The sequence below is a fragment of the Pseudomonas sp. UV AK001 genome, assembly GCF_046097675.1.
Classification (GTDB): Bacteria; Pseudomonadota; Gammaproteobacteria; order Pseudomonadales; family Pseudomonadaceae; genus Aquipseudomonas; species Aquipseudomonas kribbensis.
The window spans coordinates 39,167-60,514 of sequence record NZ_JBJUVZ010000005.1; the positions used below are offsets into that span (position 1 = coordinate 39,167).

At 61.9% G+C, this 21,348-nt stretch carries 15 protein-coding genes; 12 read left to right on the forward strand and 3 right to left on the reverse strand.

Translation table 11 applies throughout. The features are described from left to right. Nucleotides 1-133: 133 nt before the first annotated feature. Nucleotides 134-2,581: a penicillin-binding protein 1A gene (locus tag ACKLNA_RS15695; protein ID WP_408986365.1), complete on the reverse strand. Its 2,448-nt coding sequence runs from the start codon at nt 2,579-2,581 to the stop codon at nt 134-136. 216 nt (nt 2,582-2,797) lie between these two features. Here ACKLNA_RS15695 and ACKLNA_RS15700 point away from each other — a divergent pair, with 216 nt between their 5' ends. The 11 genes from ACKLNA_RS15700 to hemE all read left to right on the forward strand — a co-directional run bounded on the left by ACKLNA_RS15700 (nt 2,798) and on the right by hemE (nt 18,536). Further along, on the forward strand, nt 2,798-3,862 hold the full coding sequence (locus ACKLNA_RS15700; protein WP_085711055.1) for a pilus assembly protein PilM: 1,065 nt from the start codon (nt 2,798-2,800) through the stop codon (nt 3,860-3,862). Further along, nucleotides 3,862-4,428, forward strand: a complete 567-nt coding sequence (locus ACKLNA_RS15705; protein ID WP_408986366.1) for a PilN domain-containing protein — start codon at nt 3,862-3,864, stop codon at nt 4,426-4,428. Before ACKLNA_RS15700 ends, ACKLNA_RS15705 begins: the two co-directional genes overlap by 1 nt. Next, on the forward strand, nt 4,425-5,048 hold the full coding sequence (gene pilO / locus ACKLNA_RS15710) for a type 4a pilus biogenesis protein PilO (protein WP_408986367.1): 624 nt from the start codon (nt 4,425-4,427) through the stop codon (nt 5,046-5,048). Before ACKLNA_RS15705 ends, pilO begins: the two co-directional genes overlap by 4 nt. Further along, entirely contained in the window at nt 5,045-5,569 is a 525-nt protein-coding gene (locus ACKLNA_RS15715) for a pilus assembly protein PilP (protein WP_134825217.1), read from the forward strand. The genes pilO and ACKLNA_RS15715 overlap by 4 nt, the downstream gene beginning before the upstream one ends. A 13-nt stretch (nt 5,570-5,582) precedes the next feature. Then, entirely contained in the window at nt 5,583-7,661 is a 2,079-nt protein-coding gene (pilQ, locus tag ACKLNA_RS15720; protein WP_085711059.1) for a type IV pilus secretin PilQ, read from the forward strand. 4 nt (nt 7,662-7,665) lie between these two features. Further along, nucleotides 7,666-8,184: a shikimate kinase AroK gene (gene aroK, locus ACKLNA_RS15725; RefSeq protein ID WP_011332081.1), complete on the forward strand. Its 519-nt coding sequence runs from the start codon at nt 7,666-7,668 to the stop codon at nt 8,182-8,184. A gap of 142 nt (nt 8,185-8,326) precedes the next feature. Next, nucleotides 8,327-9,427 carry a 3-dehydroquinate synthase gene (aroB, locus tag ACKLNA_RS15730; protein WP_119429530.1) on the forward strand — a complete coding sequence of 367 codons (1,101 nt, stop codon included), beginning with the start codon at nt 8,327-8,329 and terminating at the stop codon, nt 9,425-9,427. Between the two features lie 10 nt (nt 9,428-9,437). After that, on the forward strand, nt 9,438-11,030 hold the full coding sequence (locus tag ACKLNA_RS15735; protein ID WP_408986368.1) for an AAA family ATPase: 1,593 nt from the start codon (nt 9,438-9,440) through the stop codon (nt 11,028-11,030). 350 nt (nt 11,031-11,380) lie between these two features. Then, nucleotides 11,381-15,826: a glutamate synthase large subunit gene (gene gltB, locus ACKLNA_RS15740; protein WP_408986369.1), complete on the forward strand. Its 4,446-nt coding sequence runs from the start codon at nt 11,381-11,383 to the stop codon at nt 15,824-15,826. A 33-nt stretch (nt 15,827-15,859) separates the two neighbouring features. Beyond that, nucleotides 15,860-17,278 carry an FAD-dependent oxidoreductase gene (locus ACKLNA_RS15745; RefSeq protein ID WP_007909438.1) on the forward strand — a complete coding sequence of 473 codons (1,419 nt, stop codon included), beginning with the start codon at nt 15,860-15,862 and terminating at the stop codon, nt 17,276-17,278. Nucleotides 17,279-17,468: 190 nt separating this feature from the next. After that, a complete protein-coding gene (gene hemE, locus ACKLNA_RS15750) occupies nt 17,469-18,536 on the forward strand; it encodes a uroporphyrinogen decarboxylase (RefSeq protein ID WP_007952372.1) in 1,068 nt (355 codons plus the stop codon). Between the two features lie 72 nt (nt 18,537-18,608). Here hemE and ACKLNA_RS15755 read toward each other — a convergent pair whose 3' ends face one another. Beyond that, nucleotides 18,609-19,883, reverse strand: a complete 1,275-nt coding sequence (locus ACKLNA_RS15755; RefSeq protein ID WP_408986370.1) for an MFS transporter — start codon at nt 19,881-19,883, stop codon at nt 18,609-18,611. Between the two features lie 118 nt (nt 19,884-20,001). Between ACKLNA_RS15755 and ACKLNA_RS15760 the strand changes: the two genes are divergently transcribed. Continuing rightward, nucleotides 20,002-20,898: a LysR family transcriptional regulator gene (locus tag ACKLNA_RS15760; protein WP_039766450.1), complete on the forward strand. Its 897-nt coding sequence runs from the start codon at nt 20,002-20,004 to the stop codon at nt 20,896-20,898. On the opposite strand, the gene ACKLNA_RS15765 is transcribed toward ACKLNA_RS15760, so the two are convergent. After that, entirely contained in the window at nt 20,899-21,336 is a 438-nt protein-coding gene (locus ACKLNA_RS15765; RefSeq protein ID WP_408986371.1) for an excinuclease, read from the reverse strand. Between the last annotated feature and the right edge of the window lie 12 nt (nt 21,337-21,348).

A 21,348-nucleotide genomic window follows, 5' to 3' on the forward strand; every position in this document is an offset into this window, starting at 1 on the left:
TCGGTCGGTTCCCTCTCCCCCTGGGAGAGGGCTAGGGTGAGGGCGGCCTTTGATGTGAAACGCCATTCTCGGTACGACAGAAAACAAAAAGCCCCGCACTTCTCACGAAGGCGGGGCCTTTTGCGGATCAGGATCAGAACAAATCGATCGGCGCCTGTTCATCCGCCGGCAGCGGGCTGCCCGGTGCTGTGCCGTTGCCGATCTCGTTGACCGACGGCGGCGTGTCTTCGGCCTTGAAAAGTTCGAAATAGGCGCCTGGCGTGCTTGGAGAGGCTGCGCGGCCGCTGACCGGGTCTACCCGCAGGCTGAGGATGCCTTCCGGCTCCGGCTGGACATGCGGCGGCTTGTCCTTGAGCGCGGCGCTCATGTAGTTCATCCAGATCGGCAGCGCCACGGTGCCGCCGAACTCCCGGCGACCGAGGCTTTCCGGCTGGTCGAAACCGGTCCAGACCGTGGTCACGTAATCGGCGTTGTAACCGGAGAACCACGCATCCTTGGATTCGTTGGTAGTACCGGTTTTGCCGGCGATATCGCTGCGGCCCATGGCCAGTGCGCGACGACCGGTGCCGAGCTTGATTACGTCCTGCAGCATGCTGTTGAGGATGTAGGTGGTGCGGCCATCGACGATGCGCTCGGCGACTGCCGGAGTTTGTGGCACCGCTGCTGCGCCCGGTGCTTCACCCGGAACCGGTGCTGCGTCGACGGTGATCGGTTGGGTCGCCGGTGCCGCGATGCCGTCGGTGGCCGCGCCGCCCTGTGGCACGGTCGGCGGGTTGGCGACGAACAGCGTGTCGCCATTGCGGCTTTCGATCTTGTCGATGATGTACGGGGTGATCTTGTAACCACCGTTGGCGAAAGTGCTCCAGCCGGTGGCGATTTCCATCGGGGTCAGGGTCGCGGTGCCCAGCGCCAGGGACAGGTTTGGCGGCAGATCCTGCTTGTTGAAACCGAAGCGGGTGATGTAGTCGATGGTTTTGCCTACGCCCATCGCCTGCAGCAGGCGGATCGAAACCAGGTTGCGCGACTTGTACAGCGCTTCGCGCAGGCGAATCGGGCCGAGGAAGGTGTTGGTGTCGTTCTTCGGGCGCCAGACCTTGTCCAGATACTCGTCGACGAACACGATCGGCGCGTCGTTGACCAGCGTGGCGGCGGTGTAGCCGTTATCCAGCGCGGCACTGTAGACGAATGGCTTGAAGCTCGAACCCGGCTGACGCTTGGCCTGCATGGCACGGTTGTAGTTGCTCTGCTCGAAGGCGAAACCGCCGACCAGCGAGCGAATTGCACCGTTCTGCGGATCCAGCGACACCAGCGCGCCCTGGGCCTGCGGAATCTGGCTGAACTTCAGCGAATTGTTCGGCTGGCGCTGTACGCGCACCAGATCGCCGACCTGCGCGACATCCGATGGCTGACGCGGCGCGGCGCCCATGCTGTTGGTATTGAGGAACGGACGGGCCCATTTCATGGTGTCCCACGCTACGTGCTCTTCACCGGTGCGGGTCAGCACTTGCAGGCCGTTCTTGTCGACCTGGGTGACGATGGCCGGTTCGAGGCTGCTGATGGTGCGTTGCTTGGTCAGCTCGACGGCCCAGGCTTCGCGGGTCTTGCCCGGCAGGCGCGACTCAGGACCACGGTAGCCGTGACGCTGGTCGTAGGTCATCAGGCCTTCGTGCAGCGCGGTGTTGGCCATTTCCTGCAGGTTGCTCGGCACAGTGGTGGTGACGCGGAAACCTTCGGTATAGGCGTCGCTGCCATAGCGGCCGACCATTTCGGCGCGGGCCATCTCGGCGATGTACGGCGCGTTCACTTCCGGGGTCGGTACGTGGTAGCTGGCGTTCAGCGGCTCGTTGATGGCAGCGGTGTAGTCGGCCTCGGTGATCTTGCCGAGCTTGTACATGCGCCCGAGGATCCAGTCGCGACGCTCCTTGCTGCGCGCCGGGTTGGCCAGCGGGTTGAAGCGCGAAGGGGCTTTCGGCAGGCCGGCGATCATCGCCATCTGCGCCAGGCTGACCTCGCGGATCGACTTGCCGTAATACACCTGCGCCGCCGCCTCGATGCCGTAGGCGCGGTTGCCCAGATAAATCTTGTTCACGTACAGCTCGAGGATCTCGTCCTTGGTCAGCTGGCGTTCGATCTGCAGGGCCAGGAGGATTTCCGTGGTCTTGCGCGAGAAGCTGCGTTCGCTGGTCAGGAAGAAGTTCTTCGCCACCTGCATGGTGATGGTGCTGCCGCCGGACTGGATGTGCCCGCTCTTGACCAGCTGGGTCGCGGCACGCATCAGGCTGCTCGGATCGACGCCATAGTGGTTGGCGAAGTTGTCGTCTTCAGCACTTAGTAACGCATTGATGAAATTGGGGGGAATGTCGGCGAAACGGATCGGAGTACGGCGCATTTCGCCAAACTCTGCGATCAACTTGTTGTCGCTGCTGTACACCCGGAGCGGAATCTGCAACTGAATGCTTCTCAGCGCCTCCACAGATGGCAAACCCGGACTAAGGTAAAGAAACGCGCCGCTGAGAACTAAAAGCAGTCCGCAGAAAACGGCGACGATGGACCAACCGAAGAATTTCAGCAGACGAATCAAGGCTTTTGGACATCCAGGGCAAAGAATGAATTGGGCGACAGGGTTCCGGGAACACACAGAACGGCCCGCGCCGGCAGTAAAAAGCGGAAAAAATCGCTGGGCATTATAAGCACTTTTCCGCTGGGGGCGTCATTTGCGCTTCTGTCAAGACGGGGCGAGGGAACGCAATGCGCATTACAGAGTCCGTAACTCACGGAAAGTCATAGGGAATTGGTAGTGCTAGGACTCTTCAATAAAAAGACCAATACGTTGCTGGGGATCGATATCAGCTCCACTTCGGTGAAGCTGCTGGAGCTGAGCCGTCAGGGCGAGCGCTACCGGGTCGAGGCATACGCGGTGGAGCCGTTGCCGGCCAATGCCGTGGTCGAGAAGAACATCGCCGAGCTTGAAGGCGTCGGGCATGCCCTGTCCCGGGTGCTGGCCAAGGCGCGCACCGGGCTCAAGAGCGTGGCGGTGGCGGTGGCCGGCTCGGCGGTGATCACCAAGGTCATTGAAATGGACGCCGGGCTGTCCGACGACGAGCTGGAAAACCAGCTCAAGATCGAAGCCGACCAGTACATTCCCTACCCGCTGGACGAGGTCGCCATCGACTTCGAAGTCCAGGGCGTTTCGCCGCGCAACCCCGAGCGGGTCAACGTGCTGCTGGCCGCCTGTCGCAAGGAGAACGTCGAAGTCCGTGAGGCGGCGCTGGCCCTTGCCGGCCTGACGGCGCGGGTGGTGGATGTCGAGGCGTATGCGCTGGAGCGCTCGTTCGGCCTGCTGGCCACGCAACTGGCTGCCTCCCAGGAGCGCCTGACCGTTGCAGTGGTCGATATCGGCGCGACCATGACCACCCTCAGCGTCCTGCACAACGGGCGGATCATCTACACCCGCGAGCAACTGTTCGGCGGGCGCCAGCTGACCGAGGAAATCCAGCGCCGCTATGGTCTGACCCTCGAGCAGGCCGGGCTGGCCAAGAAGCAGGGCGGTCTGCCGGACGATTATGTCGGCGAGGTCCTGCAGCCGTTTCGCGAAGCGCTGGTGCAACAGGTGTCGCGTTCCCTGCAGTTCTTCTTTGCTTCCGGCCAGTACAACGCGGTCGATCACATTCTGCTGGCCGGCGGCACGGCGTCAGTGCCGGGGCTGGACCGGCTGATCGAAGAGCGACTGGGCACACCGACCCAGGTCGCCAATCCGTTTTCCGACATGGCCTTGAGCAGCAAGGTCAACGCCGGGGCCCTGGCCAGTGATGCGCCGGCCCTGATGATTGCCTGCGGGCTCGCGCTCAGGAGTTTCGACTGATGGCGCGGATCAACCTTCTCCCCTGGCGCGAGGAGCGCCGCGAAGAGCGGCGCAAACGCTTTCTGCTGACCCTGACCGGCGTGGTGGTCGGTTCGGTCGGTGCGGTATTCATTGCCGCTCAGATATTCAGCACGGCCATCGAGCATCAGCAGGCGCGCAACGATTACATCGGCAAGCAGATTGCCGTGGTCGATGAGCGGATCAAGCAGATCAGCGAACTCAAGGCGCGCCGCCAGCAACTGGTGGAGCGCATGCGCATCATCCAGGACCTGCAAGGCAACCGGCAGGTCAGCGGGCGGATCTTCGATCAACTCGCACGGACCCTGCCCGACGGCGTCTATTTCACCAGCGTGAAGATGGTCGGCAAGACCCTGTCGATCAGCGGTGCGGCGGAATCGAACAACCGGGTCTCCGACCTGATGCGCAATCTGGAGGCGTCCGACTGGTTCGATGCGCCGACGTTGAACGAGGTCAAGGCAACCACGGCGGGGCAGCTGGATCAGGCCAACGTGTTTCAGTTGACCGTCCATCAGACCCGGCCGAAAAGCCTGGAGGACGACCAATGAAACCGTCCGAATGGCTGGCCAGTCTGCGCAATATTGACTTCAACGACCTGGATACGAGCAACATCGGCTCCTGGCCACCGGCCGTAAAAAGCCTGGCCGGGGCGTTGCTGATGATTCTGGTGCTGGCCCTGGGCTACAACTTTTTCGTCAGTGACATGGAAAGCGAGCTCGAAACCAAACGCACGGAAGAAGCCACGCTCAAGGAGCAGTTCTCCAGCAAGGCGCACATGGCGGCCAATCTGGAGCTGTACACCCAGCAGATGAAGGAGATGGAAAACTCCTTCGGCGTGCTGTTGCGGCAATTGCCCAGTGATACCGAAGTGCCGGGATTGCTGGAGGACATCACGCGCACCGGTCTGGGCAGCGGTCTTGAGTTCGAAGAGATCAAGCTGTTGCCGGAGGTGACGCAGCAGTTCTACATCGAATTGCCGATCCAGATCACCGTCACGGGCGGTTATCACGACCTCGCCACCTTCGTCAGCGGCGTGGCCGGACTGCCGCGGATCGTCACGCTGCACGACTTCGAGCTGGCGCCGGCCAACCCGGAAGGCGGGACCAAGTTGCGCATGAGCATCCTCGCCAAGACGTACCGCTACAACGACAAGGGGCTGCAAAAATGAGCCCGATCCGTTTTCTTCTGTTGTCGGCATTGATGCTGGGGCTGAGCGGTTGCGGTGGCAACGACTTCGGCGATCTCGACGCCTACATGAATGAAGTGCGTCTGCGGCCGCCGGGCAAGATCGAGCCGACGCCGACCTTTCGCTCCTACCCGACGTTCACCTACAGCGCCGCGAACCTGCGCAGCCCGTTCTCGCGTCAGGTACGGGTCGATCTGGCCGGGCAGCAACACGGCTCGCGCAACGTCAAACCGGACCCGAACCGGGTCAAGCAATACCTCGAAGGTTTCAACATCGAGCAGTTCGAGATGGTCGGCACGATTTCCAATGCCTCCGGTTCCTTTGCGCTGCTGCGCGGGGCGGGCGGGGTGCACCGGCTGAAGGTCGGCGATTACCTGGGGCGCAACGACGGACGCATCGTCGCGATCAGCGCCTCCCAGGTCGATGTGGTCGAAATCGTTCCCGATGGCGAAGGCGCCTGGCTGGAGCGGCCGCGCACCATTCCTTTGAAAGAGCACTCATAGTGGAAGTCGAACAATGAACAGGATTTTCTCCACCCTCGGTTTTTCGCTATGGATAGCGCTGCTTTCACCGATGGTTCACGCGGCCAACCTGAAGACGCTGGACGTTGCCGCGCTGCCGGGTGATCGCGTCGAGCTGAAGCTGTCGTTCGACGGCCCGCCGCCGCAGCCCAAGGGTTACACCACCGATTCGCCGGCGCGGATCGCGCTCGACCTGCCGGGAGTGGCCAGCCAGCTCGCGACCAAGACCCGCGACCTCGGTAGCGGCAATGCGCGCTCTGCCACGGTAGTCGAGGCCAATGACCGTACCCGGTTGATCATCAACCTGACGCAACTGGCGCCGTATGACGCCCGGGTCGAGGGCAACACGCTGTTCGTGGTGGTCGGGCAGGGCACCAAGGCCAGTGCGCCGCGCCCTGTTGCGAAGACACCGCGTGCCACGCCGGTGGCAGCGCCGGCGCGGACTTACGCACCCGTCGCCAGAGCCATCCGTGGCGTTGACTTCCAGCGTGGCACGGCGGGTGAGGGCAATGTGGTCATCGACCTGTCCGACCCGACCATCGCGCCGGACATTCAGGAGCACGACGGCAAGATCATCCTCAATTTCGCCCGCACTCAGTTGCCCGAACCGCTGCGGGTTCGCCTTGACGTCAAGGACTTCGCCACCCCGGTGCAGTTCGTCAATGCTGGCGTCAGCGGCGATCGGGCGACCATCACCGTCGAACCCGGCGGCACGTTCGACTATTCCACCTACCAGACCGACAACAAGCTGACGGTGAGTATCCGTCCGCTGACCATCGACGACCTGCAAAAGCGCAACGCCGACCGCAACAGCTACAGCGGTGAAAAGCTGTCGTTGAATTTCCAGGACATCGACGTGCGTTCGGTACTGCAACTGATCGCGGACTTCACCAATCTCAATCTGGTGGCCAGCGATACGGTGCAGGGCGGGATCACCTTGCGCCTGCAAAACGTGCCGTGGGATCAGGCGCTGGATCTGGTGCTCAAGACCAAAGGCCTGGACAAGCGCAAGGTCGGTAACGTGTTGCTGGTGGCGCCGGCGGATGAAATCGCCGCCCGCGAACGGCAGGAACTGGAGTCGCAGAAGCAGATCGCCGAACTGGCGCCGCTGCGTCGTGAACTGCTGCAAGTGAACTACGCCAAGGCTGCGGACATCGCCAAGCTGTTCCAGTCGGTCACCAGTGCCGAGGCCAAGGTCGATGAGCGGGGTTCGATCACTGTCGACGAACGCACCAACAACATCATTGCCTACCAGACCCAGGATCGCCTCGACGAACTGCGGCGCATCGTGGCGCAACTGGATATTCCGGTGCGCCAGGTGATGATCGAAGCGCGGATCGTCGAGGCCAACGTCGATTACGACAAGAGCCTGGGTGTGCGCTGGGGCGGGTCGATCCAGAACAAGGGCAACTGGAATACTTCGGGGGTCAGCAATGGCTCGTCGACCACCATCGGCACGCCGGGCAGCACCAGCACCAACTCGCCGTTCGTCGACATGGGCACGGTCAACAATACGTCCGGGATCGGCATCGCGTTCATCACCGACAACGTCCTGCTCGACCTAGAGCTGACCGCGATGGAGAAGACCGGCAACGGGGAAATCGTCTCGCAGCCCAAGGTCGTAACCTCTGACAAAGAGACTGCGAAAATCCTCAAAGGCACCGAGATTCCGTATCAGGAAGCCAGTTCCAGCGGCGCTACATCGGTGTCGTTCAAGGAGGCCTCGCTGTCGCTGGAGGTCACGCCGCAGATCACCCCGGACAACCGCATCATCATGGAGGTGAAGGTCACCAAGGACGAGCCGGATTACCTGAACAAAGTGCAGGATGTACCGCCGATCAAGAAAAACGAGGTCAACGCCAAAGTGCTGGTGAACGACGGCGAGACCATCGTGATTGGCGGGGTTTTCTCAAATACTCAAAGCAAGGTCGTAGATAAGGTGCCATTTCTTGGCGATGTGCCGTATCTTGGCCGCCTTTTCCGGCGTGATGTGGTTTCGGAGAAAAAATCCGAGCTGCTGGTATTCCTCACTCCGCGTATCATGAATAACCAGGCGATTGCTGTGAGTCGTTGATTCTGTGCGAAATTTGATTCTTGTAGGACCGATGGGGGCTGGAAAAAGCACCATCGGCCGATTACTGGCCAAAGAGCTGCGCCTGCCGTTCAAGGATTCCGACAAGGAAATTGAACTGCGTACGGGCGCCAATATCCCGTGGATCTTCGACAAGGAAGGCGAGCCCGGTTTTCGTGATCGTGAGCAGGCGATGATCGCCGAGCTGTGCGCATTCGACGGCGTGGTGCTGGCGACGGGCGGCGGCGCGGTGATGCGCGATGCCAACCGCAAGGCCCTGCACGAGGGCGGGCGGGTGGTGTATCTGCACGCCTCTGTCGAACAGCAGGTCGGCCGCACCTCCCGCGACCGCAATCGCCCGCTGCTGCGCACAGCCAATCCCGAGAAAACCCTGCGCGACCTGCTGGCGATCCGCGATCCGCTTTATCGGGAAATCGCCGATCTGGTGGTGGAAACCGACGAGCGGCCGCCACGCATGGTGGTACTCGACATTCTTGACCGTCTGGCGCAACTTCCACCCCGTTAAAGCGCCGCCCGAAATGCGCTATCCTCGGCGTCCTGTCGAGGGTTGTGGCGGATCGCACGCAAGCGGCGTCACACCTTTCAAGACCGGGGACATCCGATAATTCAAGGCAGGACGCCTGCTTCCATCTTCACTGTGGGGACACATGCAGACACTCAAGGTCGATCTAGGCGAGCGCAGCTACCCGATTCATATTGGCGAAGGACTGTTGGATCAGCCTGAATTGCTGGCTCCGCACATCCATGGGCGGCAAGTGGCAATCATCTCCAACGAGACGGTTGCGCCGCTCTATCTCGAGCGTCTGACCCGTAGTCTGTCGCAGTTCTCGGTGGTTTCCGTGGTGCTTCCGGACGGCGAAGCCTTCAAGAACTGGGAAACTCTGCAACTGATCTTCGACGGCCTGCTGACCGCCCGTCATGACCGTCGCACCACGGTGATCGCCCTCGGTGGCGGTGTGATCGGCGACATGGCCGGTTTTGCAGCTGCCTGCTATCAGCGCGGGGTCGATTTCATCCAGATTCCTACCACGCTGCTGTCCCAGGTCGATTCGTCGGTGGGCGGCAAGACCGGGATCAACCATCCGTTGGGCAAGAACATGGTCGGCGCCTTCTATCAGCCGAACGTGGTGCTGATCGATACGGCGTCCCTGAAAACCCTGCCAGCGCGCGAGCTGTCGGCAGGCCTGGCGGAAGTCATCAAGTACGGCCTGATCTGCGACGAGCCGTTCCTGACCTGGCTCGAAGACAACGTCGATGCCCTGCGTGCGCTGGACCAGAAAGCCCTGACCTATGCCATCGAGCGCTCCTGCGCGGCCAAGGCGGCGGTGGTCGGCGCCGATGAGAAAGAAACCGGTGTGCGCGCCACGCTCAACCTCGGCCACACCTTCGGCCACGCCATCGAAACCCACATGGGCTATGGTGTCTGGTTGCACGGTGAAGCGGTCGCTGCTGGCACGGTAATGGCGATGGAAATGTCCGCGCGCCTCGGCTGGATCAGCGAGCAGGAGCGTGATCGCGGCATTCGTCTGTTCCAGCGTGCCGGTCTGCCGGTGGTTCCGCCGGAAGAAATGACCGAAGCCGATTTTCTCGAACATATGGCAATTGACAAAAAAGTGATCGACGGTCGTCTGCGCCTGGTGCTGCTGCGCCGGATGGGCGAAGCGGTAGTGACCGACGATTATCCGAAAGAGGTTCTACAGGCCACGCTGGGAGCGGATTACCGCGCTCTGGCTCAGCTTAAAGGTTAATAAGATTCCGATGACTAGTTTGCATGCCGACGAGGCGTTCCTCGGCCATTTCCAGTTAAGTCATGACCCTTTCGCTCCACGGGTCCCGGGCTTCAAATTCTTCCCGGCCCAGCGCAAACCGGTGCTGGGTCAACTGCACCACCTGGCGCGTTACAGCCAGTTGCTGCTGGTGGTCACCGGCCCTCAGGGCAGCGGCAAGACGTTGCTGCGCCAGGCGCTGGTGGCGAGCACCAACAAGCAGTCGGTTCAGAGTGTCGTCGTCTCGGCCCGTGGCGCCGGCGATGCAGCCGGTGTGCTGCGTCAGGTCGCCCAGGCGCTGAATGTGGCCCAGGCCGAAGTCGGGGCGATCCTCGATCAGGTGGTGCAACTGGCGCTGACCGGCCAGGAGGTCTACCTGCTGGTGGATGACGCCGAGCAGCTCGACGAGTCCGCCCTCGAAGCCCTGATGGCTTTGGGTGCGGGTGCGCCGGAAGGCCGTCCGCATGTGTTCCTGTTCGGTGAGTCGTCGCTGATCGCTCAGCTCGAGGCCCTGCACCTCGAAGAAGAGCGCTTCCACGTCATCGAATTGCAGCCGTACACCGAAGAAGAAACCCGCGAATATCTCGACCAGCGGCTCGAAGGCGCCGGCCGTGGTGTCGAACTTTTCACCGCGGATCAGATCTCTGATATTCACGAAAGCTCCGAGGGTTGGCCCGGCAACATCAACCAGGTCGCTCGCGATGCACTGATCGAAGTCATGATTGCCAGCCGCTCTGCGGTGAAGCGTCCAAGTATGGGGTTCAACATGCCGAAGAAACACGTATTGGCGATTTCCGCCGTCGTCGTGGTGGCGGTCGCTGCCGCCTGGCTGATGCCCGGTCGCAACAAGGCGCCGACCACCGGCGCGCCGGCCAATGAACAGGCTCAGCTGCCATTGGGCCAGGGTGGTGCGCCGAACGTGGAGTTCGCCGGTAACACCCAGCCGATGCCGTTGCCGCTGGTCGGCAATTCGCAACCGGTCATGCGCAAGCCATTGGCCGAAGCGGCCGGCGGGATCACCGAAGGTGACGACGGCGTACCGCTGGAAGGCTCCAGCAACACGCCGCCAACCGTAACCACTTCTGCGCCACCGGTCGGTGTACCTGCCGGTCCTGCGCCGACGCCGGTTCCGGTTCCTGCGGCCAAGCCGACGCCGGCACCGACCCAGGTAGCCACGGCCAAGCCTGCTCCGGCTGCGCCAGTCGCCAAGCCAGCCCCGGCGCCTGCCAAGCCTGTCGCTGCGGCCAAACCGGCCGATAAAGCCGCCGAGAAACCGGTCACCGTCGCCAAGGCCGCCGGTGGCAGCTGGTACGCCGGTCAAGCCCCGGGCAACTACGTGGTGCAGATCCTCGGCACCAGCTCCGAAGCCGCTGCGCAAAGCTTCGTCAAGGAGCAGGGCGGCGAGTACCGCTATTTCAAGAAAGTCCTCAACGGCAAGCCGCTCTACGTGATCACCTATGGCAGCTTTGCCAATCGTGATGCAGCCGTTTCTGCCATCAAGGCCTTGCCAGCGAAGGTTCAGGCTGGTAAACCTTGGCCTCGCACTGTCGCCAGCGTCCAACAGGAACTGGCAACAACTCGCTGAAGATTCGGCGGCCTTACCCAGGCCGCCTCTCCAAGCACCTCAAAATCTCTACAAGTGCGCGCCGTCTCTACAGACCGCGTGCCTTGTGGTGTCTGCGTCACAGTAGTCTTTGAGTCGTTGCGGTCAGAATTAAAAAAGTTTTGACTAGCACAGCAGATCGCTTTAAACCTTTCACAAATGCGACATAGATTTGCGACATTTCGTCGTCAAATTTGTGAGCGTCTGTGTCGCTGTGTACAATGACCACCCTTTTGCCCCCGCAAAGCCGGCGTACGTTCGGCGCGAGATGCAAGTGGTTGAATTGAAAAGAAATTTGCCTCGAAAAGAGGCAGCCTGGTGAGAAAGTGTCTATGAAAGCAGGTCTGTACCAACCAGATGAATTCAAGGATAACTGCGGTTTCGGCCTGATAGCCCATATGCAGGGCGAACCCAGTCATACCCTATTGCAAACGGCCATCGAGGCCCTGACCTGCATGACCCACCGCGGTGGGATTAATGCCGACGGCAAGACCGGTGACGGTTGCGGTCTGCTGATTCAAAAACCCGACGCCTTCCTGCGCGCGATTGCCCAGGAAACCTTCAGCGTCGAGTTGCCCAAGCAATATGCCGTGGGCATGGTCTTCTTCAACCAGGATCCGGCCAAGGCCGAATCCGCTCGCGAGAACATGAACCGCGAGATCCTGGCCGAAGGCCTGCAACTGATCGGCTGGCGCAAAGTGCCCATCGACACCAGCGTCCTCGGCCGCCTCGCCCTTGAGCGCCTGCCGCAGATCGAGCAGGTGTACATCGGCGGCGAAGGCCTGAGCGATCAGGACATGGCGGTCAAGCTGTTCAGCGCCCGTCGTCGTTCGTCGGTGGCCAACGCCGCCGACACCGACCACTACATCTGCAGCTTTTCCCACAAGACCATCATCTATAAAGGCCTGATGATGCCGGCCGACCTGGCCGCGTTCTATCCGGACCTGGGTGACCAGCGCCTGCAAACCGCGATCTGCGTGTTCCACCAGCGCTTCTCCACCAACACCCTGCCGAAATGGCCGCTGGCCCAGCCATTCCGCTTCCTCGCCCACAATGGCGAGATCAACACCATCACCGGCAACCGCAACTGGGCCCAGGCCCGTCGCACCAAGTTCACCAACGATCTGATGGATCTGGAAGAGCTCGGCCCGTTGGTGAACCGTGTCGGTTCCGACTCTTCGAGCATGGACAACATGCTGGAGCTGATGGTCACCGGTGGCATCGACCTGTTCCGTGGCGTGCGGATGATCATTCCGCCAGCGTGGCAGAACGTAGAAACCATGGACCCGGATCTGCGTGCGTTCTACGAGTACAACTCGATGCACATGGAACCGTGGGACGGCCCGGCCGGCGTGGTAATGACCGATGGTCGCTACGCGGTGTGCCTGCTCGACCGTAACGGTCTGCGTCCGGCGCGCTGGGTCACCACCACCAACGGTTTCATCACCGTCGCCTCGGAAATCGGCGTCTGGAACTACCAGCCGCAAGACGTGATCGCCAAGGGCCGTGTCGGTCCTGGCCAGATCCTCGCCGTGGACACCGAAACCGGTCAGATCCTCGACACCGACGCGATCGACAACCGTCTGAAATCCCGTCATCCGTACAAGCAATGGCTGCGCAAGAATGCCCTGCGCATCCAGGCGACCATGGAAGACAACGATCACGGTTCGGCTTTCTACGATGTCGATCAGCTCAAGCAATACATGAAGATGTATCAGGTCACGTTCGAAGAGCGTGATCAGGTACTGCGTCCGCTCGGCGAGCAAGGCTACGAAGCCGTCGGTTCGATGGGCGACGACACGCCGATGGCCGTGCTGTCCCAGCGCGTGCGCACGCCGTACGACTATTTCCGCCAGCAGTTCGCCCAGGTGACCAACCCGCCGATCGACCCGCTGCGTGAAGCGATCGTGATGTCGCTGGAAATCTGCCTCGGCGCCGAGCGCAACATCTTCCAGGAATCGCCGGAACACGCTTCGCGCGTGATCCTCAGCTCGCCGGTCATTTCCCCGGCCAAGTGGCGTTCGCTGATGAACCTCGACCGCCCGGGTTTCGAGCGGCAGATCATCGACCTCAACTACGATGAAAGCGTCGGCCTCGAAGCGGCGATCCGCAACGTCGCCGATCAGGCTGAAGAAGCCGTGCGTGCCGGTCGTACCCAGATCGTCCTGAGCGACCGCCATATCGCGCCGGGCAAACTGCCGATCCACGCCTCGATGGCCACCGGTGCGGTGCACCACCGCCTGACCGAAAAAGGCCTGCGCTGCGACTCCAACATCCTGGTGGAAACCGCCACCGCACGCGATCCGCATCACTTCGCGGTGCTGATCGGTTTCGGCGCCTCGGCGGTCTATCCGTTCCTGGCCTACGAAGTGCTGGGCGACCTGATCCGTACCGGTGAAGTGCTGGGCGACCTCTACGAGGTGTTCAAGAACTACCGCAAAGGCATCACCAAAGGCCTGCTGAAGATCCTGTCGAAGATGGGCATCTCGACCATCGCCTCCTATCGCGGCGCGCAGCTGTTCGAAGCCATCGGTCTGTCCGAAGAAGTCTGCAATCTGAGCTTCCGTGGCGTGCCGAGCCGCATCAAGGGCGCACGTTTCGTCGACATCGAAGCCGAGCAGAAAGCACTGGCCACCGAAGCCTGGAGTCCGCGCAAGCCGATCCAGCAGGGCGGTCTGCTGAAGTTCGTCCACGGTGGCGAATACCACGCGTACAACCCGGACGTGGTCAACACCCTGCAAGCCGCCGTGCAGCAGGGCGACTACGCCAAGTTCAAGGAATACACCTCGCTGGTGGACAACCGTCCGGTGTCGATGATTCGCGACCTGTTCAAGGTCAAGACCCTCGACACGCCGCTGGACATCAGCGAAGTCGAGCCGCTGGAATCGGTGCTCAAGCGCTTCGACTCCGCCGGTATCTCGCTGGGCGCCCTGTCGCCGGAAGCTCACGAAGCCCTGGCCGAAGCCATGAACCGCCTCGGTGCGCGTTCCAACTCCGGCGAAGGCGGTGAAGACCCGGCGCGCTACGGCACCATCAAGAGCTCGAAAATCAAGCAGGTTGCGACCGGCCGTTTCGGTGTGACCCCGGAATACCTGGTCAACGCTGAAGTGCTGCAGATCAAGGTCGCCCAAGGCGCGAAGCCGGGCGAGGGCGGGCAACTGCCGGGCGGCAAGGTGAACGGGCTGATCGCCAAGCTGCGTTACGCAGTACCGGGCGTGACCCTGATTTCGCCGCCGCCGCACCACGACATCTATTCCATCGAAGACTTGTCGCAGCTGATCTTCGACCTGAAACAGGTCAACCCGAAGGCGCTGGTTTCGGTGAAACTCGTGGCTGAAGCGGGCGTCGGCACCATCGCTGCCGGTGTGGCCAAGGCCTATGCGGACTTGATCACCATCTCCGGCTACGACGGCGGCACCGGTGCTTCGCCGCTGACCTCGATCAAGTACGCCGGCGCACCGTGGGAACTCGGCCTGGCCGAAACCCACCAGACCCTGCGCGGCAACGACCTGCGCGGCAAGGTCCGGGTGCAGACCGACGGCGGCCTGAAAACCGGCCTCGACGTGATCAAGGCAGCGATCCTCGGCGCCGAAAGCTTCGGCTTCGGTACTGCGCCGATGATCGCGCTGGGCTGCAAATACCTGCGTATCTGCCACCTGAACAACTGCGCCACCGGCGTTGCGACCCAGAACGAGAAGCTGCGCAAGGATCACTACATCGGTACCGTCGACATGGTGGTGAACTTCTTCACCTATGTCGCCGAAGAAACCCGTGAGTGGCTGGCCAAGCTCGGCGTGCGCTCCCTCGAAGAGCTGATCGGCCGCACTGATCTGCTGGAAGTCCTCGAAGGCCAGACTGCCAAGCAACATCACCTGGATCTGACTCCGCTGCTGGGCAGCGATCACATCCCGGCGGACAAACCGCAGTTCTGCGGCGTCGAGCGCAACCCGCCGTTCGACCAGGGCCTGCTGGCCGAGAAAATGGTCGAGATGGCGACGTCGGCGATCAACGACCTCAGCGGCGCCGAGTTCGATCTGGACATCTGCAACTGCGACCGTTCGATCGGCGCGCGGATCTCCGGCGAAATCGCGCGCAAGCATGGCAACCAGGGCATGGCCAAGGCGCCGATCACCTTCCGCTTCAAGGGCACTGCGGGCCAGAGCTTCGGCGTGTGGAACGCCGGCGGCTTGAACCTGTACCTGGAAGGCGATGCCAACGACTACGTCGGCAAAGGCATGACCGGCGGCAAACTGGTCATCGTGCCGCCGAAGGGCAGCGTTTATCAGACTCAGAACAGCGCCATCATCGGCAACACCTGCCTGTACGGCGCCACTGGCGGCAAGCTGTTCGCCGCCGGCACCGCGGGCGAGCGTTTCGCCGTGCGTAACTCCGGTGCCCACACCGTCGTGGAAGGCACTGGCGATCACTGCTGCGAGTACATGACCGGTGGTTTTGTCTGCGTCCTGGGCAAGACCGGTTACAACTTCGGCTCTGGCATGACCGGCGGTTTCGCCTACGTGCTCGACCAGGACAACACCTTCGTTGACCGGGTCAACCACGAACTGGTGGAAATCCAGCGGATCAGCGGCGAGGCGATGGAAGCCTATCGCAGCCACCTGCAGAACGTGCTGAACGAGTACGTCGCGGAAACCGACAGCGAGTGGGGTCGTGAGCTCGCCGAGAACCTCGATGACTACCTGCGTCGTTTCTGGCTGGTCAAGCCGAAGGCTGCCAACTTGAAGTCGTTGCTTTCCAGCACCCGTGCCAACCCGCAGTGATATGCGCCTGAAGAGTTTGATGAGGTTTTAACAATGGCTGAACGTCTGAATAACGACTTCCAGTTCATCGATGTCGGGCGCAAGGATCCGAAGAAGAAACTGTTGCGTCAACGCAAGAAAGAGTTCGTGGAAATCTACGAACCGTTCAAACCCCAGCAGTCGGCCGACCAGGCCCACCGCTGCCTGGGTTGCGGCAACCCGTATTGCGAATGGAAGTGCCCGGTGCACAACTTCATTCCGAACTGGCTGAAACTGGTGGCCGAGGGCAACATCCTCCAGGCCGCCGAGCTGTCGCACCAGACCAACACCCTGCCGGAAGTCTGCGGCCGGGTGTGCCCGCAGGATCGTCTGTGCGAGGGTGCGTGCACCCTTAACGACGGCTTCGGCGCGGTGACCATCGGTTCGGTCGAGAAGTACATCACCGACACCGCGTTCGCCATGGGCTGGCGTCCGGACATGTCCAAGGTCAAACCGACCGGCAAGCGTGTCGCGATCATCGGTGCAGGCCCGGCGGGCCTCGGTTGTGCCGACGTGCTGGTGCGCGGTGGCGTGACCCCGGTGGTGTTCGACAAGAACCCGGAAATCGGCGGTCTGCTGACCTTCGGCATCCCTGAGTTCAAGCTTGAGAAGACCGTGCTGAGCAATCGCCGCGAAGTCTTCACCGGCATGGGCATCGAATTCCGCCTCAACACCGAGGTCGGCAAGGACGTGACCATGGAGCAATTGCTCGCCGAATACGATGCCGTGTTCATGGGCATGGGCACCTACACCTACATGAAGGGCGGTTTTGCCGGTGAGGATCTGCCAGGCGTGTATGACGCGCTGGACTTCCTGATCGCCAACGTCAACCGCAACCTGGGCTTTGAAAAGTCGCCGGAAGATTTCGTCGACATGAAGGGCAAGAAGGTTGTGGTGCTGGGCGGCGGCGACACGGCGATGGACTGCAACCGCACATCGATCCGCCAGGGCGCCAAGTCGGTGACCTGCGCCTATCGTCGTGACGAAGCGAACATGCCGGGCTCGCGCAAAGAGGTGAAGAACGCCAAGGAAGAAGGCGTGAAATTCCTCTACAACCGCCAGCCGATCGCCATCGTCGGCGAAGACAAGGTCGAAGGCGTGAAAGTGGTCGAGACCCGTCTCGGCGAGCCGGACGCCCGTGGCCGTCGCAGCCCCGAGCCGATCCCGGGTTCCGAAGAGATCATCCCGGCCGACGCCGTGGTCATCGCGTTCGGTTTCCGCCCGAGCCCGGCGCCGTGGTTCGAGCAGTTCGAGATCCAGACCGACAGCCAGGGCCGCGTTGTTGCGCCTGAGCAAGGTCAGTACAAGCACCAGACCAGCAACCCGAAAATCTTCGCCGGTGGCGACATGGTGCGAGGTTCCGACCTGGTGGTGACGGCGATCTTCGAAGGCCGTAATGCGGCGGAAGGGATCCTGGATTACCTGGGCGTCTAAACCCGGTTCGAAACTGCACCGCAATACCTGTGGGAGCTGGCTTGCCAGCTCCCACATTGTTTTCAGGGTGTTGCTGGAATCCGCGAAATCATTGCGACAAATTGACCCGATAGACAAAAGGCTGACCTGCATCCGTGCCTTTTGCGTCGCGCTCTGAGAAAATGCCCGCACTTTTTTTCCGGATGCCGACATGACTGCCCTGAAGAACGACCGTTTCCTCCGCGCCCTGCTCAAGCAACCCGTAGACGTCACCCCTGTGTGGATGATGCGCCAGGCCGGCCGCTACCTGCCGGAATACCGCGCCAGCCGCGCCCAGGCCGGTGATTTCATGAGCCTGTGCATGAATCCGGAATTCGCCTGCGAAGTCACGTTGCAACCCCTCGACCGCTATCCACAACTGGACGCGGCGATCCTGTTCTCCGACATCCTCACCATTCCCGATGCCATGGGCCAGGGCCTGTACTTCGAGACCGGTGAAGGTCCGCGCTTCAAGAAAGTTGTCAGCACCCTGGCCGACATCGAAGCCCTGCCGATCCCGGATCCGCACAAAGACCTCGGCTACGTGATGGACGCGGTCAGCACCATCCGCCGCGAACTCAACGGCCGCGTGCCGCTGATCGGTTTCTCCGGCAGCCCGTGGACCCTCGCCACCTACATGGTCGAAGGCGGCTCGTCGAAAGACTTCCGCAAGACCAAGGCGATGCTCTACGACAACCCGCAAGCCATGCACCTGCTGCTGGACAAGCTGGCGCAGTCGGTGACTTCGTACCTCAACGGCCAGATCCAGGCGGGCGCGCAAGCTGTGCAGATCTTCGATACCTGGGGCGGCAACCTGTCGGCGGCGGCGTATCAGGAATTCTCCCTGGCCTACATGAAAAAAATCGTCAGCGGCCTGATCCGCGAGCACGACGGTCGCAAGGTGCCGGTGATCCTGTTCACCAAGAACGGCGGTCTGTGGCTGGAAAGCATCGCCGACGCCGGTGCCGACGCACTGGGCCTGGACTGGACCTGCGACATCGGCAACGCCCGCGCCCGCGTCGGCGACAAGGTCGCGCTGCAAGGCAACATGGACCCGACCGTTCTGTACGCCAAGCCGGAAGCGATCCGCACCGAAGTCGGGCGCATCCTCGCCAGCTACGGCAAGGGCAGCGGTCACGTTTTCAACCTCGGCCACGGCATCACGCCGGAAGTCGATCCGGAACACGCCGGCGCGTTCCTGCGTGCGGTGCACGAGTTGTCGGCGCAGTATCACGAGTGATCTTTGCCCAGCTCCAATGTTGGAAAACAAAAACGCCCGGCTTATGCCGGGCGTTTTTTTTGTGGGCGTGAATCAGGCTTTGACGCCACCCAGCGGCGGCAACTTCGCAAGCTTCAACGCCACCAACAGCGCCACCAGCAGCAACGCGCCAATGAACAGGCCAATCCCGTTCCATCCGGCCATGTGCCAGAACACCCCGCCCGCCGTCCCGGCGATGCTCGACCCGGCGTAGTAACTGAACAGGTAAAGCGACGAGGCCTGGCCCTTGGCCTTGAGCGCCCGGCGGCCGATCCAGCTGCTGGCCACCGAATGGGCGCCGAAGAAGCCGAAGGTGAAGATCAACATGCCGACGATCACCAGTGGCAGCGGTGTAAACATGGTCAGGGCGAGGCCGGCGAACATCAGGGCGATGGTCGCCCACAGGACTTTGCGGCGGCCCAGTTTGTCGGCCAGTGAACCGATTTTCGCCGAGCTGTAGATGCCCGATAGATAGACCACCGACAACAGCCCCACAAACACCTGGTCCAGGTGATACGGCTCGGCCAGCAGGCGGTAGCCGATGTAGTTGAACAACGTGACGAACGCGCCCATCAGCACGAACGCCTCAAGAAACAGCAGCGGCAGACCGGCGTCGCGAAAGTGCATGGTGAAGCCGTCAAGCAGACTGCGCGGATGCAGCGAACGGGAGCGGAAGTTGCGTGATTCGGGCAGGATTTTCCAGAACACCGCCGCCGCAATCAGCGCCAGACCGCCGATCACCATCATCGCCGTGTGCCAGCTGACGAAGTCGATCAACACACCAGTGATCAGACGCCCGCTCATCCCGCCAATCGCGTTGCCGCCGATGTACAGGCCCATCGCCAGCCCGATGTGCTGCGGATGGATTTCCTCGCTCAGGTACGTCATCGCCACAGCCGCCAGGCCGCTCAACGACAGCCCGATCAGAGCGCGCATGATCAGTACGCCATGCCAGCTCGGCATCATCGAACTGGCGATGGTGCACAGGGCCGCAGCAAACAGCGCGGCGACCATCACCGGTTTGCGCCCGACCCGGTCGGAAATCGGGCCGGTGATCAGCAGACCAAAGGCCAGCATGCCGGTGGCCACTGACAGGATCAGGCTGCTCTGCGCCGCGTTGATCGAATATTCGTGGGACAGCAGCGGCATCATCGGCTGCACGCAGTACAGCAGGGCGAAGGTCGCGAAGCCGCCGCTGAACAATGCCAGCACTGTGCGCATGAACGCGGGCGTGCCTTTCTCGATGTAGATCTCTTGCAGTTCGGTCAGCACATCGTCTGCCGCAGCGGGCGGGACTTCATGGGCCAGTGGAGCGACGGCGGTTTTCACATCAGACCTCGGAGGGCGCGGACAAGCAGGCAATGAAAAAATCATATAGCTGGCTAATGTTTCTATCCAATATATTGTTCGACCTGTTTGATAGCTTTCACGACCTAATGGGGTGTCCATGGAATTGCGTCATCTGCGCTACTTCATCGCCGTTGCCGAAGAACTGCACTTCGGCCGCGCCGCACAGGTGCTGGGCATCTCCCAGCCACCGCTGAGCCAGCAGATTCAGGCGCTGGAACAGGAAGTCGGCGCACGGCTGTTCGAGCGTACCAATCGTCGGGTCGAGCTCAGCGAAGCCGGGCGACTGTTTCTGGAGGAAGCGCGGCTGGTGCTGGCCCAGGTCGATAAAGCGGCGGATGTGGCCCGCCGCGCGCAGCTTGGAGAACTGGGGGAACTGAAGATCGGCTTCACCTCGTCGGCACCGTTCAACTCGACCATTCCCCAGGCGATTTTTTCCTTCCGCCAGCGTTTCCCGGCCGTGCACCTGAATCTGCGGGAGATGAGCAGCACCATGGTGGCCGACGCACTGGTGGACGAGTCGATCGAGGTCGGCATCATGCGTCCGTTGGGTTTGCCTGATTCGTTGAGCGTGGTCGAACTGATGCGCGAGCCCTTGGTGGCCGTGCTCAGCTCCAAACATCCGCTGGCCCAGGGCAGCGAGGAAGGCTTGTTTCTGTCGGCGTTGGCGCTGGAGCCGTTCGTGTTCTTCCCCCGCAGCTACGGCAGCGGTCTGTATTCGCAGTTGATCAGCCTGGCCCGTGACGCCGGTTTCAGCCCGCACTTCGCTCAGGAGGCGGGGGAAGCCATGACCATCATCGGCCTTGTGGCGGCAGGCCTGGGCGTGTCGGTGATGCCGGCCTCGTATCAGCGGATGCGCATCGACGGCGTGGTCTATCGGCCGCTGCTGGATCCCGAGGCCGTGACCGCGGTGTGGCTGGTGCAGCGCAAGGATCAGAAATCGCCGATGGCCAAGGCGTTTGTCGAATTGCTCACACGCAAGGTCGAGGCCGGCTGATCAAGGCAGCCGCACCAGATCCCCTTTCAACGCCACCCGCGTCACAAACACCCCGGCGCGACATTCGTATGTGTTCAGATCCTTGCGCACATGCTGGTCGTAGTAGCTGACGATATTGGTCACTGCATTCGCCCCGACACGTTTGGCCTGGGCCTGCAGCGCAATCAGGTTCGATTGCAGCACCCACTCGCAGGAGTCGTGATCGCTCTTGTTGAAGCCGTTGGTCTTCAGATCGCTGACCACACCGCGCTGCAACATCCGCTGAGTCCCCTGAGGTCCATTGCCGATCAGGTAAAACTTCACACTGCCATCCAGCCGCCCGGCCCGAATCGCATCCGACAGCACGGTTTCGAACGGCATGTACATCAGGTTGGTGGCGTGGCTGGCGCCGGGAAGCAGGCTGAAGAGGGCGGCGGCGATCAGGGCTTTCGCTTGCATGGTCATCTCCTT

What these genes read in the sequence shown, in the direction of transcription:
- ACKLNA_RS15705 (WP_408986366.1), top strand. Translation starts at nt 3,862, where the DNA reads ATGGCGCGGATCAACCTTCTCCCCTGGCGCGAGGAGCGCCGCGAAGAG.
- pilO (WP_408986367.1), top strand. Translation starts at nt 4,425, where the DNA reads ATGAAACCGTCCGAATGGCTGGCCAGTCTGCGCAATATTGACTTCAAC.
- ACKLNA_RS15715 (WP_134825217.1), top strand. Translation starts at nt 5,045, where the DNA reads ATGAGCCCGATCCGTTTTCTTCTGTTGTCGGCATTGATGCTGGGGCTG.
- pilQ (WP_085711059.1), top strand. Translation starts at nt 5,583, where the DNA reads ATGAACAGGATTTTCTCCACCCTCGGTTTTTCGCTATGGATAGCGCTG.
- aroB (WP_119429530.1), top strand. Translation starts at nt 8,327, where the DNA reads ATGCAGACACTCAAGGTCGATCTAGGCGAGCGCAGCTACCCGATTCAT.
- ACKLNA_RS15735 (WP_408986368.1), top strand. Translation starts at nt 9,438, where the DNA reads ATGACTAGTTTGCATGCCGACGAGGCGTTCCTCGGCCATTTCCAGTTA.
- gltB (WP_408986369.1), top strand. Translation starts at nt 11,381, where the DNA reads ATGAAAGCAGGTCTGTACCAACCAGATGAATTCAAGGATAACTGCGGT.
- ACKLNA_RS15745 (WP_007909438.1), top strand. Translation starts at nt 15,860, where the DNA reads ATGGCTGAACGTCTGAATAACGACTTCCAGTTCATCGATGTCGGGCGC.
- hemE (WP_007952372.1), top strand. Translation starts at nt 17,469, where the DNA reads ATGACTGCCCTGAAGAACGACCGTTTCCTCCGCGCCCTGCTCAAGCAA.
- ACKLNA_RS15760 (WP_039766450.1), top strand. Translation starts at nt 20,002, where the DNA reads ATGGAATTGCGTCATCTGCGCTACTTCATCGCCGTTGCCGAAGAACTG.
- ACKLNA_RS15765 (WP_408986371.1), bottom strand. Translation starts at nt 21,336, where the DNA reads ATGCAAGCGAAAGCCCTGATCGCCGCCGCCCTCTTCAGCCTGCTTCCC.